The 15,502-nt window shown below is 58.5% G+C and carries 11 protein-coding genes and 1 pseudogene; 6 read left to right on the forward strand and 6 right to left on the reverse strand.

Going from position 1 to position 15,502, the window contains the following annotated elements:
* Window positions 1-4 precede the first annotated feature (4 nt).
* Window positions 5-1,627: an NAD-dependent malic enzyme gene (locus OVA07_RS10080; protein WP_268171297.1), complete on the forward strand. Its 1,623-nt coding sequence runs from the start codon at window positions 5-7 to the stop codon at window positions 1,625-1,627.
* A gap of 18 nt (window positions 1,628-1,645) precedes the next feature.
* Here the strand turns inward: OVA07_RS10080 and OVA07_RS10085 are convergent, their stop codons facing one another.
* Both OVA07_RS10085 and OVA07_RS10090 read right to left on the reverse strand, forming a co-directional pair.
* Window positions 1,646-2,833: a PepSY-associated TM helix domain-containing protein gene (locus tag OVA07_RS10085; protein ID WP_268171298.1), complete on the reverse strand. Its 1,188-nt coding sequence runs from the start codon at window positions 2,831-2,833 to the stop codon at window positions 1,646-1,648.
* Between the two features lie 4 nt (window positions 2,834-2,837).
* A complete protein-coding gene (locus tag OVA07_RS10090; protein ID WP_268171299.1) occupies window positions 2,838-4,919 on the reverse strand; it encodes a TonB-dependent siderophore receptor in 2,082 nt (693 codons plus the stop codon).
* Window positions 4,920-5,245: 326 nt separating this feature from the next.
* Between OVA07_RS10090 and OVA07_RS10095 the strand changes: the two genes are divergently transcribed.
* Window positions 5,246-5,929 (forward strand): hypothetical protein, encoded by a 684-nt coding sequence (locus tag OVA07_RS10095; protein WP_268171300.1) that lies wholly within the window; start codon window positions 5,246-5,248, stop codon window positions 5,927-5,929.
* A 157-nt stretch (window positions 5,930-6,086) separates the two neighbouring features.
* Here the strand turns inward: OVA07_RS10095 and OVA07_RS10100 are convergent, their stop codons facing one another.
* Together OVA07_RS10100 and OVA07_RS10105 are read right to left on the reverse strand one after the other, a co-directional pair.
* Window positions 6,087-6,572 carry a hypothetical protein gene (locus tag OVA07_RS10100; RefSeq protein ID WP_268172738.1) on the reverse strand — a complete coding sequence of 162 codons (486 nt, stop codon included), beginning with the start codon at window positions 6,570-6,572 and terminating at the stop codon, window positions 6,087-6,089.
* A pseudogene (locus tag OVA07_RS10105) lies at window positions 6,573-6,779 on the reverse strand (TetR family transcriptional regulator); the annotation flags it as partial. It lies immediately after the preceding gene.
* A gap of 118 nt (window positions 6,780-6,897) precedes the next feature.
* Between OVA07_RS10105 and OVA07_RS10110 the strand changes: the two are divergent.
* The 3 genes from OVA07_RS10110 to OVA07_RS10120 all read left to right on the forward strand — a co-directional run bounded on the left by OVA07_RS10110 (window position 6,898) and on the right by OVA07_RS10120 (window position 12,950).
* A complete protein-coding gene (locus OVA07_RS10110; RefSeq protein WP_268171301.1) occupies window positions 6,898-9,252 on the forward strand; it encodes a TonB-dependent receptor in 2,355 nt (784 codons plus the stop codon).
* A gap of 227 nt (window positions 9,253-9,479) precedes the next feature.
* Window positions 9,480-10,715 carry a serine hydrolase domain-containing protein gene (locus OVA07_RS10115; RefSeq protein ID WP_268171302.1) on the forward strand — a complete coding sequence of 412 codons (1,236 nt, stop codon included), beginning with the start codon at window positions 9,480-9,482 and terminating at the stop codon, window positions 10,713-10,715.
* Between the two features lie 33 nt (window positions 10,716-10,748).
* Window positions 10,749-12,950, forward strand: coding sequence for a TonB-dependent receptor (locus OVA07_RS10120; protein WP_268171303.1), 2,202 nt, complete (start codon window positions 10,749-10,751; stop codon window positions 12,948-12,950).
* 38 nt (window positions 12,951-12,988) lie between these two features.
* Here the strand turns inward: OVA07_RS10120 and OVA07_RS10125 are convergent, their stop codons facing one another.
* The gene (locus tag OVA07_RS10125; protein WP_268171304.1) at window positions 12,989-14,083 is read right to left on the reverse strand and encodes a helix-turn-helix transcriptional regulator; all 1,095 of its coding nucleotides are present in this window, start codon (window positions 14,081-14,083) and stop codon (window positions 12,989-12,991) included.
* Window positions 14,084-14,313: 230 nt separating this feature from the next.
* On the opposite strand from OVA07_RS10125, the gene OVA07_RS10130 reads away from it, so the two are divergent.
* Window positions 14,314-14,769, forward strand: coding sequence for an SRPBCC family protein (locus tag OVA07_RS10130; protein ID WP_268171305.1), 456 nt, complete (start codon window positions 14,314-14,316; stop codon window positions 14,767-14,769).
* A gap of 23 nt (window positions 14,770-14,792) precedes the next feature.
* On the opposite strand, the gene OVA07_RS10135 is transcribed toward OVA07_RS10130, so the two are convergent.
* A complete protein-coding gene (locus tag OVA07_RS10135; RefSeq protein WP_268171306.1) occupies window positions 14,793-15,455 on the reverse strand; it encodes a TetR/AcrR family transcriptional regulator in 663 nt (220 codons plus the stop codon).
* Window positions 15,456-15,502 lie beyond the last annotated feature (47 nt).

Genomic DNA, 15,502 nt, shown 5'->3' on the forward strand with positions numbered 1-15,502 from the left:
TTTCGTGCCCTGTCATCTTGCCGCGCGTGCGCTTCTTGCCGATCCCCTGACCAACAAGGGCACCGCCTTTTCCGAGGCGGAACGCGATGCCTTCGGGCTTCATGGTCTGCTGCCGCCACATGTTGGCACTCTTGAAGGGCAGATCGCCCGGCGGCGGCGCGCGCTTGATGGTATGGGCAACAGCTTCCAGCGCTACGCTTTCCTGCGTGATCTTCAGGATTCGAACGAGGTGCTGTTCCACGCGCTTGTGCAAAGCGATTTGCCCCACATGCTCCCGCTGGTTTACACGCCTACCGTTGGTGAAGCGTGTGAGCGTTTCAGCGAAATCTGGCGGCGGTCGCGCGGGCTGTTTCTGTCTTATCCCAATCGCCATCGCATGGCCGAAATTCTGGCAGATCCGGCCTATGACCGCGTGAAGGTGATCGTGGTCAGCGACGGCGAGCGCATCCTTGGTCTTGGCGATCAGGGCGCGGGCGGGATGGGCATCCCCATCGGCAAGCTTGCACTGTACACCGCCTGCGCGGGCTTCCACCCTGCCGAAGTGCTGCCGATCATGCTTGATGTCGGCACCGATAACGACGCGCGGCGCGAAGACCCGCTTTACATCGGTTGGCGCGAACCGCGCGTGCGCGGCGCGCAATATGATGAATTCATCGAGATGTTCGTGTCAGCGATCGAACAGCGCCTTCCCGGTGTGCTGCTGCAATGGGAGGATTTCGCGGGCAAGAACGCCTATGACCTGCTTGCGCGATACCGCCATCGCCTGCTCAGCTTCAATGACGACATTCAGGGCACGGCGGCAACCGCCGTGGGCACACTGCTCGGCGGCATCCATCGCACCGGGATACCGCTGACCCAGCACAAATTCCTGCTGTTTGGAGCAGGGGCTGCGGGAAGCGGAATTGCGCAGATGCTGCTCGACGTGCTGGTTGCTGAAGGGCTGGACAAGGCTGCCGCCCGTGCGCGTATCTGGGCTGTTGATCGCGATGGGCTGATCGTGTCCGATATGGCCGACCTGCCGCCGCAGCAACGCCCCCTTGCACGTGAACGCAGTGAATTGGCCCACTGGCATTCGTCCGGCGGCATGGCGCATCCGGACCTCTACGAAACTATCGCAAACATCCGCCCTACAGTGTTGATCGGTGCTTCCGGCCAGTTCGGCGCATTCGATGAACGTAGCATCCGCACAATGGCTGACCATTGCGAACACCCGGTGATCTTCCCGCTCTCCAATCCCATTTCGCGCGCCGAAGCCAATCCGGCGGATGTGCTTGCGTGGACCGATGGGCGGGCCATCGTCGGTTCGGGAAGCCCTTTCGGTATTCCGGGCGTAACGCAGGTGAACAACGTGTATGTCTTTCCGGGTGTCGGCCTTGGTGCCCTTGTTGCGGGTGTTCACGAGATCAGCGATGGGATGTTCATCGCAGCAGCTCGCTGCCTTGGCCAACTTGGCGGATCGAACGGCAGCATTCTCCCGGAAATTTCCGCTTTGCGCGACGTCGCCCGACAGGTGGCCATAGCCGTGGCGAAACAGGCAATGAGCGAAGGCTTGGCAGCGTCTCTTGCAGATAGCGAAATCGAAAAGGCGATAACTGCTGCGATGTGGGAACCGGCTTATTGCGACTAACGATGGTGCGCGCGCCGCCTAGCTGGCACCGCCGATCGCCCCCGGGGTCAGGACAAATGCCAGAATGACGAAGGCGGTGGCGATATAGGCCCACGCGCCCATACCCTTCCATGCGACTGCTGCCCCGCTGGCTTCCCGGTGCTCGGCCTTCTGAAGTCTTTTGGCGAAAATAATTGTGCCGGTGACTGACAGACCCGTCAGAAGAACGCCAAATACAAACCAGACCGCTTTGGTGGCAAGTCCACCGAAGGTTCCGAAATGCAGCGGGTCCGCCATTTCGGAAATCCTCTGATGAACCGACAGATTTTGCCCATCGAGCATCATCAGGACACGGCCCGTTTGCGGATCGAGCGCAATGCCATTGGCGCGGTCGCGCACCAGCCAGGCCTTGTTCTGCCCCAGAAACACCACGCCATTTTCCTTGGTGAACCGGATTTCACGGATCACCAGCGATGGTTTTGCCTGCTGCGCCTTCGTCACAAGGCGGTCGAGTTCCGGGCCGGTTGTCACGGCGGGACTGCTGGCAATTTCTGGCAGCTTGGGCACTTGCGCATTGCCGCCCAGCGTTTCGACCAGATACCATATCCCGGACAGCGAAATGAGCGCGACAAACCATAAGGACCACAGCCCGGTCAGCCGGTGCAGGTCGCCCTGAAAGCGCCGGGAATCTCCACCGTGCGGCATTCGGAAAAAGCCTCGCCACCATTTCTTGTAAGTGACGATGCCGGTGATGAGCGAAGCCAGCAGCAGCAGGGCAAGCGAGCTGACAATGGGAATGCCGATTTTGGTGGGTAGCATAAGATGGCGATGCACCTGACGCAGGAACCGATGCGCGCTGGCCCAGCCATGCGTCCCGGTCACCCGCGCTTCCCACGGATCGATATAGACACGGCGGGGCGCACCTTTGCCAACTTCGACCCATGCTTCGGCCGCAAACCACGGGTCGAGTGGCGCGTAGAGTGTCTGCAAGCGCCCTTTAGGTTCCGCCTGGCTTGCCGCTGCGGCCATGGCTCCCCAGCTTGCCACCGGACGGTCCTGCACTTCCACCCGCATGGCAGGCGTTATTAGCCAGTCAAGTTCATGAGCGAACACGGCGAGCGTGCCAGTAGCAAGGATGAACGTCATGAAGATCGAGAACTTCAACCCGGCCCAGCTATGGACACGCCACCAGATCGAACGCGGTTTGGGCGCGCGTGCTTTGGCCATGATCTTAGAACTGGAAACGCAATTCGGCGAGGAACGTGCGTGGTTCGCCGGGGAAATGCCCGCTTTGGGCGCTGAAGCCTGAAGCTGCGTAAACCTTGTCGAAAATGTTATCGACCTTCAGCAGGATTTCGGCAAAGCCAAGGCCCTTGGTGATCGAGGCGTCGAAGATCGTGTAAGGTTTCACGGTCTGGCCAGACAGGCTGATCCGGCGCGATACATGTTCGCCGCCAAATGCAACGGCAGTGTCGATTGCAGGAACCTGATAGCGGGTCCAAAATCCCACTTTGTGCTTGGGCGCGTTGGCAAAGCGGTTTCCGACCGCATTGGTGATGGCTTGGCCCGCAACTGTCCCGGTGATCTTCGTGTCATTGTAGCCGTAGTTCACCAGCAGAACCCAGTTGGGGGTGATGTCGGTCGAAAGATCAATTTCGAAGCCCTTGCTGGTGACTTCACCAATTGGCGCAAGCTGGTCCACCCCGTTTATGGGGGTCAGCGACGGGTCAACCTGAAGGATGTTGCGCCGGATGATGCGATATGCCGCAAGGTTGGCCTGAAGGCGCCCGTTCAGCAACTGGGTCTTTAGCCCGCCTTCAACCTGATTGCCGGTGACCGGGGCAAAGGGGCCGCCGGCATTGGCGTCCTGGCTGGCGGCCGACTGTGGTTCAAAACTTTCGGACCAGCTCAGATAGGCTGAAACATCAGGCCGTGGCTTGTAAACAAGGCCGGTGCGAAAGGTGACGTCGTTGTCCTGATAGGAAGCACGGCTGCTGACAATATTGCCGGTGCTGGTGGTCACGCCATCACGGAACTTGTCATAGCGTAGGCCCCCGACCAGCAGGAGTGAGCGGGTCAGGCTGATCTGATCCTGCAGATAGGCTCCCTGCCGCTTTGTTCGGGTATCTGTGGTTGTGAAAGACAACAGCGCAGCGCGAGCCGCGTCGGTGGTGGACGTGCCATAGACCGGATTTGACAGGCTGAGCGACGTCACACCCGTGCGAAGGATACGGGAATCGAGGACATTTTTCTCGTCATACCAGTCTGCACCGGCCTGAAATTTGTGTTCCATGCCCAGCACATAGACCCGTGCGGTGGCGTTCGTGGTAAAGGACAAGCCATGGACGGGGCGGATCTGGTCGCGGAATTCGCGGCGCACCAGATCGGGGTTGGCCGGATCAAGGCCGCGTGGTTCGTGGTATTGCTGCGTTTCGCGTGCATTGAAATAACGAACGCCTGCGTCAAAGGTCACACGCTCACCAATCGAGGTGGCGTAACGCGCCTGATATGCCTGACTTTTCAGATGGAGGAAGTCGGTCTTCTCATTGGCGTTCCAACGGATGCTGGTGAGGAAATTGCCATCATTGTCGACCAGCACACCACGCAGCCGGTTGGCGCGCAGAAAGTTGTCGTAGATGGTTGCCTGAAGCGTCAGCTTGCCACCCTCGTTGGTCTTTATGGAAATCCCCCCATCAGCGATGCGCGATTTGCTGTTTGAGTTGACGCGATAGGGAGAGAGAGCTTCATAGAAGCCGCCAAGGCGATAGGTGATTATGCCATCGTCATCGACCGGACCTGTGGCTTCTGCCGATATCCCGGCGCGATCATAGTTTCCGCCCGTGGCGACCATGCGCAGCGATGGCGTATCGGCAGGCGCTTTGGACACATAGTTGATGATGCCCCCTGGCGATCCGGGGCCAAAGAACAATCCTGACGGCCCTTTGAGGACTTCGACACGTTCGATGTTGAAAAGCTGCGGCACGGAAAAGCCGATGAAGGGGTTACCGCGCTGACCGTCATAGAATGACTGGTCCTGCCGGAAGCCGCGAAAGGTCACGCCTGCGTAGCTGAAGAAGCTGACGCCCGATATGTTGCGATAGATATCCGTGGCGTCGCGTGCACCCTGATCGGCAAACAGATCAGAATTGATAACCTGCAAGGCCTGCGGGATGTTCATGGGGTCTTCGGCGGCCTTGCCAACCGTGGTCTGTTCGGCACGATAAAGCCGCTGGACACGTCCTGTCACTACGATGGCATCACCACGATCGGACAGGGATTCCGCATCCGCTGGCAGGGTCTGCTCTTGCGCCATGGAGGATGTGGCACTGAGCGCTGCGCTTGCAAAAAGAACGGAACGTATAGCTGACAATGTGGCCCCCTGATGATTTCGATAATGCGAGTTATTCGCAATTAACGGGGCGAGGCCTATGGTGCAACCACCATTATGGATCGCAGATGATCGATATCGGGGCAGGGAGGTGATTGTCTTTCCACCGAATATCTGTCCGATGTGTTTGCCATTCCGGCAGTATCGCTGGTGCGGCTGATCGCTTGGCAGACAGGTTGGGGGTTTGTGCTGTTCATCGGGGTGACCGGCGTAGGGTGGCGTTGCCCCACCCCTTCATCGGGAGAAGTTCGATGACATTTGCGCATTCCGGCTATTCTGGCCGTATCCTTTATTTTGACCGGGAAGGGCGCGAATGGGGGCGCGAAAGTTTTTCGGCGACCGTTCATTCTCAGGGCCGGACATTGCGTGCGTTGTGCGAGATGGACGAAGCGCAGTTGCACCGCGAGGTAACTTGGTCGCTGGATACGGACTGGACGCCGCGCGATGGTTTCGTGCGCTTGACCAGAGGCGGTAGCACGATTGCCACATGCTGGTATTTAGTCAACGGCACTGAAGCACAATGTGAAGGTGTGACGCAGGAGCATGGGCGCATTTCCCGCAGCGTCACAGCAGATCAGGCCATCCGGTTTCTGGGCACCCATCCGCTGACCGGTGACAGTGTCATCGCATCAGCGCGCGGGACAGAAAATCCGGGTGTGGAACAAGCTGTGACCAGTGCCGTAAATTCCCTTGCCCATCTGGGAGACGAGGGGTTGGACGTTCGTATCCTTGAACCGCTGGTAGCGTTTATTGGCTTTGAGACGATCGAAGTGGCGGCGGGCCGGTTCGATGCTCGGCGCTATACGATCCGCTGGAGCGATACGATGCCTCACGTTACCGACTTCTGGGTGCATGGAGAGGATTGTCTGCCGTTGCTCTCCATTGTTCCTGCACTGGGTGAACGGTACGAAATGGTGGAGTTCACGCGGTACTGAACGCTCCGCCACATCACTTGAGCGTTACCTGCACTCCGCTGGTTTCGCCGGTGACGGCACTGCCTGTCATCTTATAGTCCGGTCTGGCTGCCGAGATCCGATCAAGCTCGGTGTCCGGCCCTTCGGTTTGCGAAAGCCATTCGCCCGCGCTGTGGTGTTACGACGCTTCCGAAGGGCGCAAATCAGGAAGACGGTCTTGTGTTCCTGTCGCGACAAGGGCCTGCAATTGTTTGACCGAACCATCGGGTGCGGCGGCTTGCATCAGGTTCGCCAGCAGGTTTACCGCGCCAAGAGTTGCCTTTCTGTCAGGCAGGATAATGTCTGAAATCGTTAGCCCACGCACTGCCCAGACCATCAGCCGCATTACCGAGCGGGCGGTATCTTCGTCACCGCCATACGCTTCGCGCATCTTGAGAAGGGCGCCTTCTTCGGCCGCCTTCTGGGTCGGCCCGACCATCCTTGCCAGATCAGGATCGCTTCTGGCTGCCTGCAGGATTTCCAGCACAGCAATGCCGGAAGGTCGAGATAGGACGGACCACAGAATTCTGGGCCATTCATACAGGTGATCCATCTGTGCCGATTGCACGATGCCTTGATAGCGCTGCATTTCGTCGTCGAACACCATTGCGACGACGGCTGCCATCAATTCTGCCCTGGTGTGAAAATGATGGAGAAAGGCACCGCGTGAAACACCCGCGCGTTCAGAAATTATGGCTGTGGTTACAGCGGCATACCCAAGATCATGAATGGCCGAAACGGTTGCGTCCAGCAATGCCGCCCTTGTTTCGGCAGATCTTTGTTCCTGGGTACGACGTTTCTGCAAGCTGTGTCCCCTCCGGTTATCTCGCATGGCTTATTCCGCGCATATACGGAATTAATCAATAACCTCAAATAACATTCATGCTTGAATGAATGTATTGTCAAAGGTAAGTGCCCTGCAAGTTCAGTAAGATAGCAGGGAGAGCACGATGAAAGCGTGGAAATTGATTCTTGGCGCAGGAGTGGCATCGATCGCCTTGCCAGCCTTCGCACAGGAAGCGGCCGGACCTGCCGATCCGGGTGTCGGTGAAATTGTCGTCACTGCCCAGCGGCGGAGCGAAAGCATCCAGAAGATCCCCGTGAGCCTTACGGCGGTTGGATCGAACGAACTGCGCACCCGTCAGATCAATGACCTCGTCGGGGTCGCTCAGGCAGCACCCAGTCTGCAGATCGGCACAGATGCCAGCTTCTCAATTCGTGGCGTCGGCACGCTGGCCTTTGCCGGAACCATTGACTCCAGCGTGGCGCTGGCGATTGACGAAGTTAACCTTGGGCGCCCGGCATTGGGTTCGCCCTTGCTTATGGATATTGAGCGGGTCGAAGTGCTGAATGGACCGCAGGGCCTGCTTTTCGGCAAGAATGCTTCTGCCGGCTTGCTCAACATCGTGACCGCCCGGCCTCGCATTGGCGAATATTCTGGTGCCAGCGATCTTGAGGTGACTTTCCGTGAAACGCCCGGTGCTGATCGCGACGCGCCGGGCATTATCGCTCGTCAGGTGCTGAACATTCCGGTGAGTGCCAATTCCGCCCTGCGTGTGAACGCGCTTTATGGCTATCAGGAGCCACCGGTGACGCGCATCGACAATGTCGGGCCGGGAAGCCGTGACGATCTTAACCGTCGCAACGTGCAGCTCAAAGCGAAGTACCTGCTCGAACCCAGCGACGCGCTTTCGCTGTATGTCATCGGCGACTATAACAAGCTGACTGGCGCAGGCGCATTCTTTGACCGGACATGGCGTTCTTTCGGAGCTGGCAGCACGCGCCGCGATATCTATGAAAACGCAGGTGGAACCGCTGGGCCGGACAACTTCCTGCTGACCGGAGATGGTGGCACATTCCGCGATCTTGAAACGGGCGGTGCGCAAGCAGCCGTCAGCTACAAGATGGATTCTGGTTTGGAACTGTCGAATATTTTCGCCTGGCGCTATTACACCAACAACCAGAACCTAGACGTCGACTACCTTCCGGTTGACCAGGTCAACGTCAATGCCACCACCGCGCGGTATGACCAGTACTCCAACGAACTGCGTCTTGCGCTGCCTGCGGATGCACCGCTCAGCGGTCAGGCCGGGCTGTTCTACTTCAAATCGACGCTCGATCAGTCCAGTGAAATCTTCGGGAATCAGGGCTTCCCGTCGTTCCTGTTGCCGCAATACCCCTTCTGCGTCGGTGCTGTGGCAACACCGGGCGCGCCTCCGGGGACGTGTTCTGTCAGCAACAGCTATTTCCTTGGCCGCGATACAGATTTCGTGCTCGATACGCAGAGCTATGCTGCATTCGGTCAGCTGACCTATGAAGTTGCAGCCGGTCTCAAGCTGATTGCAGGTGGCCGCTACACCCGCGATGAAATCCGCCTTGATCTGACCCATGGTCGCCGCAACTACTTCGTGACCATTTCCGGTCCGAATGGGCGTTACCTTGAAGCTTTCAATACCAACAACTTCAGCTGGAAGTTGGGCGCGCAATATCAGGCCACGCCAGACATCCTGATCTTTGCCTTTCAGGGGCGCGGTTATAAAGGCCCCGGCTTCAACGATACCAGCATCGTTGGCGCGAATGGAACGGCGTTTGTCCCGGCAATCCGTCCTGAAATTTCCAACACCACGGAACTCGGTATCAAGACCGCGTTCTTTGATCGCAAGCTGACGCTGAACGTCTCGATCTATCGCACCACGTTTGACGATTATCAGGTGCAGTCGCTCGACACGGCGCTGCAAACCTTCGTCGTGCAGAATGCGGCCAAGGTGAAGACGCAGGGTGTCGAGGTGGGCTTTACAGCCCGTCCTGTGGCCGGGCTTTCAATCAACGGCGGGATGTCCTTCCTTGATGCCAAGTTCCAGAGCTTCCCTGGTGCGCAGTGTTACTCCGGTCAGACCACGCCAAGTTGCGCAACGACCGGGACGTTCGATGCTGCAGGCCTGAGACTGCCCGTTTCCCCCCGGTTCACCTCGACGGTGCAGGCGACATATGATCTGCCTGTCAGCGGCGATGTCGTACCATTTCTTCAGGGCAACTGGTATCATCGCTCGTCGGTGAACTATATTCTGAGCGGCGCGCCCGGCGGGTTCTTCCGGTCTGTCGACACGTTCGGCGCTAACATCGGTGTGAAGGTGGGAAGCGCATTGCAGGCAAGCCTGTTCTGCAAGAACTGCACCAACGAACATGTCCCGCAGAACATCGGGCTTGACGCTGGTGAAGAGAACGACGGCGTGGGATCATACGGTCAGGTCTTTGGCCTCGATTCCGTCAGGTCTTTCGGCCTGTCGCTGTCCTTGCGTTACTGACAGTTGACGAACCGGGGTGGGAAACCATCCCGGTTCATCCTGACGAAGTTCCACGAAATGGCCGGTGGCCCCCTGCCTGCGTGCCAAGGGCGAGCCGTATTCCCTGACCCGTAACCATTTTCGATCACCGCATATACCAAATGGTTCATGCGGCGCCCGCGCCACAGGTCTAGCCCCGCTGGTACCTGCACAGCCTTGAGAGCTGTGCGGCGGGGAGATCGATCAAAATGAAATTAGCGATTCGGATGGCCGCAGGCGTTGTTGCCGGGCTTCTGACAATGCCGATGGCGGTTCAGGCTCAACAGCAGTTACCGGGGCAATTGGCCGATGGCGTTGCATCTGATGTGCCTGTTGCAACGCAAGTCATGCGCTGGCGGATGAACGACGCCGATGTGAACGCCTACACATTCCGCAACATGGACCAGTTGTTCACCACGCGCACCGTCGCGCATTCAGGATCGCCGTGGCGGTTTCCAAAGGTCGAACGGCCAATGGACTTCACCTATTCTTTCGGAGGCAAGACCTGGACCGCCGAACAGGCGCTGGAGCGCACTTACACCAACGCTCTCCTCATCCTTAAAGACGGCCGCATCGTTACCGAAATCTATCGCAACGGATCGAACGAGCGCACCCGTTTCATGGGGTGGTCGATGACAAAATCGCTCACTTCGACGCTGGTTGGTGCGGCACTGGCGGACGGATTGATTGGCTCGCTGGATGACCAGATCGTCCGCTATCTGCCCGAACTGAAGGGCGGCGGCTATGATGGCGTGACCATCCGCCAGATCCTGCAGATGCGGTCTGGCGTGGACTATGAAGAGCGCTACGATTTTGCCAATCCCGGCATAGCGGCCAGCAACCACATCAATGCTCTGGTCAAGAACGTCACGCGGTTTGCCGATGTGGCGCGCACGATCAAGCGCAAGTCGAAACCGGGTGAGGTCTTCGCATACAAAACCATCGATACGGCCGTGCTTGGCTGGTTGATCGAGCGTGTCAGTGGCGGGTCGGTGGCCGCCTATACCGCGCGCAAGTTGTGGGAGCCGCTCGGCACCGAGGCTGATGGCTTCTACATCATGGATGGCGCGCCGGGCGAGGGGCGTGAGTTCAGCGGTGCAGGGTTCAATGCAACGCTGCGTGATTGGGCGCGCTTTGGCCAGATGATGCTGGATGGCGGTGTGGCCAATGGAAAGCGCGTTGTCAGCGCGGACTGGGTAAAGGCGGCGCAGATACCTGCTGGGACTGAAGACGCCTTGATGGGCGGCTATGGCTACCAGTGGTGGACCACGCCGAATTCGCCCGCCTACTCCGCCATCGGGTTACAGGGACAGTTCGTCCACATCGACCCTGCCAGCCGAACCGTCGTGGTCAAGCTGAGCTACTTCCCGCCGCAGGAAGGCGATCTGGCCGGGGAGACGGCTGCATTTCTGGCCGCAGCAGCGGCTTGGAAGCCTGCATCCTGAATAAAAAGCACACAATAATATCGGGAGGATACCATGAAGTCTCAATCAACGCTGGGCTGTGCTCTGGCGCTCGTCATGGCTGCACAGCCGGAGATCGGTCTGGCGCAATCGCAGGAAAGCGGTGCAGCCGCATCGCAAGGCGCAGATGAAGGTGTTGGCGAAATCATCGTTACGGCACAGCGTCGCAAGGAAAAACTGCAAGACGTGGCCGTGTCGGCTACGGCGTTCGATGCCGGGGCGCTGGCAGACAAGGCTGTAACCAACCTTGCCGATCTGCAGAATGCCAGCCCGGCGCTGTCGATTTCCGACGGTGGGATCACACAGTCGATCAACATTCGCGGGATCGGCCTTGCCAGCAACTCGCCCAGCGTGACGGCAGGGGTCGCTACATATGTCGACGGGCTGTTTCAGCCGCCTATTGTGCAGGCAAACAGCTTTTACGACCTTGCCAGTGTGGAAGTGCTGCGTGGGCCGCAGGGCACGCTGGTCGGCTCGAACTCAACCGGTGGGGCGATCTTCATAAACACGCAGAACCCCTTGCTGGACGAGGGGCTGGGCGGTTATGCCATGTTTGGCACCGCCAACTATGGTTCGGCTCAATCGGAAGCGGCGGTGAACCTGCCCGTATCTGACACGTTCGGGTTTCGCGCTGCGGGTTTCTACCGCAACCGCGACAGCTTCTACACTTCGGTTGGACCTGTCAGCAACGACGCGGGCAAGCTGCGCGAAGGTGGTGGCCGTCTGACCGCCATGTGGAAGCCAGGTTCATTTCAGGCCGTGGCCAAGCTTTCGTTCAATGATCGCGATACTGGCGGCTATGCCTTCCGCCCAATTCCCGGCACGCCTTACGACAGCTTCCGCGTAGGAGATATCCGCACGCTGAGCTTCGATACGCCAGTGGCCAACCGTGAGCGTGCTTTTCAGGCCAGTCTGGAACTGAAGCAGGAACTCGCCAGCGGTATCGTGCTGCGTTCGGTGACCGGCTATCAGAACAAGCGGATCAATGCGCTGAACGATGTTGATGCTTCCACCGGGCCGGGCGGCGTGGCGGAAGACTACTTTGCAGGCGAGAAGGTCTATACTCAGGAAATCAATATCATCTCGCCGACCGAAGGCCGGTTTGACTGGATTCTTGGTGGATATTTCCAGCGGAACGACATCAAGATCCGCATTCTTCAGGATCAGGGCGGCTTCCCGACCGATATCATCGGGGGCAACCAGCGCACGACAACCGGCGTATTCGCGCAGGGCAACTACGAGATTTTGCCGGGCCTCGAAGCACAACTCGGCGCGCGCTATTCCACTTACAAGGCGACGGGTAATGGCGATGTGACGATTGGTCGGGGCATTCCCGGCTTCCCGCCCAACGGCTTACCCGTTGCATCGCTTGCAGGCAGCCACAAGGATTCGCTGGCTACGGGCAAGTTCGCGCTCAACTGGAAGATTGACCCTGACAACCTGCTCTATGCGCTTGTGGCGCGCGGCTACAAACCGGGAGGCTTCAATTCTCCCACATCAAACTTCGATCCAGAGCGCGTGGTGAGCTATGAAGCGGGCTGGAAATCATCGTTCCTGCGCAATCGCATCCGCACCCAGATCAGTGCGTTCTATAACCAGTATGCCAACTTCCAGTTCAATGTGGTTGAACCTTCAACCGGATTCTCGGGCGTCGAAAATATCTCGACGGTCAAGATCAAGGGCGTGGAAGCGCAGGTGCAGGGGCGCTTTGGCGGCTTCGGGTTCGACGCCAACGCGGCTTTTGTGGATTCCAAGCTGGCCAGCCTGACATTCGTCAACACCCGGCCACTGGGCGGTGCCAATCTTGGTCCGCAATGCCCGTCTGGCCAGCCTTCATCGCCGCCGTTCTGTTTCGATTATGCGCCCTTCATTCAGACCACCGGTGGCGGCCCCAATCTTTATGCGCCGCGCTGGACCTGGGGCGGGGGTGTTGAATACGAACTGCCATTGGGCGGGGAAATGTCGCTGACGCCGCGCGTGAACTATGCCTATGTTGGCGAACAGTTTACTTACATCGGGTATTCGCCGCTGTCCGATCGCCTCAATTCGCGTGGGCTGCTTTCGGCAATCGTCACGCTAAAATTCAACGACAAGATGAAGATCGAAGCGTGGGGCACGAACCTGACAGACAAGGAATACGTTACCGGACAGCTGAACTCGAACGAGTTCTACGGTGCGCCGCGTGAATATGGCGTCAGGTTGCACATGATGTTCTGATATCAAGGGCCGGGGTAGAGCGTTTTGCCCCGGCCAACTTAAAGGCGTGCAAGGGATTGGCAAACTTGCCGCACCAGATCGGCCTGCCGTCCCACGCCGGCCTTGGCCAGCGCACTTTTAAGCTGCATGCGTGCAGTGCCTTCGGCAATGCCGCGATACGCCGCGAAATCCTTCACCGTCATTCCGCCTACCAGATGTGTGGTCAGGGTCGCCTCGGCCATGGTCAGGCCGAACAGGTCAGCCACTTCTGCAGCATCGATGCGCGGCGCGGTGCCGGGCGAGCAAAGCGCAACGAGAGCGAGATTGCGGCCCCAGCGCCGCTGGTCGGCAGCGTCTCGTCTCAACACGCGCACATGCAAAACCTCTGCCGCATCGTTTCCGGGAATGCGGCAGGTATCTCCGCACCGGCCATCTATTGCCGCACGAACCGCGGCTCCTGCTTCTGCGCGGCGGAAGTGCAGGCTACCGCCAGAAAAACCCAATTGCGGCAAACTGGCGACGAGGCTCTCTGCGGCACGATTCATCCAATGAACACCAAGGTTCGTGTCGCAAGCCAGCAATGCAAGGCTGGTGGAATCCATGAATGCTTCGGCAACCGACAGGCGCGCCTCATAGCCTGCTATGCAGGTAAGAAGGCGGGAAACCTGACGAAAGTGGGGCAGCAGATGGCTGAGAAACGTCAGGTCAGCCTGTGTCATGTCGCGCCCATCACCGACATGACGGTGGAAAATCATCGTCGTGTGCTCGCCCGGTGCGATCCGACAGCCAAGCCAGAAGCCCGGACCCAAGCCGCACGTCGAAAGGCCATGCCGCAGCGCCTCCCTATCGCCCTCAGACAAGAATGCGTTGCGCTGGTCGCTGTCGATTTCCAACATGCCGCGTGGTTCGGTGTCGCGCCGAAAGCGGGGATTGTGCGGGGAATTGGCCCAGGCATCATGGCGCGACGCTTCTTCGGTGGACCAAGTATCGCGCAGGCTGATGACGGGAATCAGGTCGTTCTTGTCGGCGACAAGCCTTTGAAATACCGCACTGGCAACGCCAAGACGCAACTTGATGGCATCCAGCACTTCAGTCCAGCGCGCGTCCTCTCCGACTGCAGCATACATTGCTGCAATCAGATCGTTGTCACGCAAGGCTGTGCCACCTTCTCTCAGGCGCTGGCTCCCATTGGATTGGACAGCAGATCGGTTCGTCAGAGGCTGTGACGGTAGTCCAAATCATGCTGTTCGTATATGACTGAAATCTGTGTGTGGCATGCCTACCGCATCCGGCATTGAGGACCGCTTGGAACCGGTTAGGTGCGTTTAGGTAGCTTTCAGGCACAATGTCGAGGAATGGCTGTAGAAGGCTGGAAAACCTGTTAGTGCAGCATGATGAATCAAGAGCAAGCTCCTCGGAAACGCTCCGTCAAAACGAAGGCGCCGGAAGCCTGCAGCACCGAACGGGTGCCGCGTGCGGGACGCCCGGAGAAATCATCTACAAGACCGTAACCACGGTTTACAATATGTTCCCCAACTGCGTCATCATCACCAGCCCGTGGTATGTATCCGTGATGCTGCTGCACCCACGCGCTCCCAATCACACAACTGTTGAATACCACATGCTGACCCGCACTGTGCCCGACAACCCAAAGGCTGAAGAGCTTTACGCGCGCTCCTATGACATGATCCTCAATGTCTTTGGCAATGAGGATTTCCGCGCAGCAGAAATCAGCCATGCCGGACTTGCTACTGGAGCGTTGAAAACCTGCGTCTATTCCGGGCTTGAAGCCTCGATCGCTACTTATTATGGCGTGCTCGATAGCTTCCTGCCGCGCTGAAATGCGGACAGATCAAGCCCGCTTCAGTCTGCGGGGGCAGGTGGGACCGCAAGATCAGGAAGTTTCCGGCGGGCAATTTCGACGGCAGACTGTGGCTCTACACCCAGCCCTACGAGGATGACGCCTGCAACCTTTTCAGGATAGTCGGTGCTTTTCTCTTCGCGCAACATTGTTGCGATTGCTGCAATGGTCGTACCCAGAATGGCGTCGCGGCCAACGGCACTTTCATCAATGCTCAACTGCCCGGCAGCCATGGCTTCAACAACGGTCAATTCGGCCTGTCGATAGGTTTCGGCACCGAAAATGATGCCATTGGCGCTGAGGTTCAGCATAGACCGTCCCCAGCCGGGTACATCACGCACACGATGCAGATAAAACCGTATTGCCGCGGCAACCCGCTCTCGCGGGTCGTCGAGCAGGGAAACACGGTAAGTCACCGCCGTCAGGAAATCGTGCGTAACCTCGTAGGTGACGGCATCGCGCAATTCGGACATGCCAGAGAAATGGTCGTAGAACGTTGCGCGGGTGATGCCTGCACGCTGTGCAACATCCTCGATCCGCACGTAAAGACCGTCTTCTTCGCCAAACAGTTCGAACGCAGCGGCAATGACTTTTGCCCTTGTCTTGGCGCGACGCTGCCGGCCAAGCTCAAGCCTGCGCACTTTGTCCGACCTGCCGTCCGCCACATGATACCTCGATTGATTGCGGCGTTTCCATAGGCCTCAATGGGATG

This window comes from Novosphingobium sp. SL115 (assembly GCF_026672515.1).
Taxonomy (GTDB): domain Bacteria; phylum Pseudomonadota; class Alphaproteobacteria; order Sphingomonadales; family Sphingomonadaceae; genus Novosphingobium.

What these genes read in the sequence shown, in the direction of transcription:
- OVA07_RS10090 (WP_268171299.1), bottom strand. Translation starts at nt 4,919, where the DNA reads ATGGCGCAAGAGCAGACCCTGCCAGCGGATGCGGAATCCCTGTCCGAT.
- OVA07_RS10085 (WP_268171298.1), bottom strand. Translation starts at nt 2,833, where the DNA reads ATGGCCAAAGCACGCGCGCCCAAACCGCGTTCGATCTGGTGGCGTGTC.
- OVA07_RS10115 (WP_268171302.1), top strand. Translation starts at nt 9,480, where the DNA reads ATGAAATTAGCGATTCGGATGGCCGCAGGCGTTGTTGCCGGGCTTCTG.
- OVA07_RS10110 (WP_268171301.1), top strand. Translation starts at nt 6,898, where the DNA reads ATGAAAGCGTGGAAATTGATTCTTGGCGCAGGAGTGGCATCGATCGCC.
- OVA07_RS10095 (WP_268171300.1), top strand. Translation starts at nt 5,246, where the DNA reads ATGACATTTGCGCATTCCGGCTATTCTGGCCGTATCCTTTATTTTGAC.
- OVA07_RS10100 (WP_268172738.1), bottom strand. Translation starts at nt 6,572, where the DNA reads ATGGCAGCCGTCGTCGCAATGGTGTTCGACGACGAAATGCAGCGCTAT.
- OVA07_RS10120 (WP_268171303.1), top strand. Translation starts at nt 10,749, where the DNA reads ATGAAGTCTCAATCAACGCTGGGCTGTGCTCTGGCGCTCGTCATGGCT.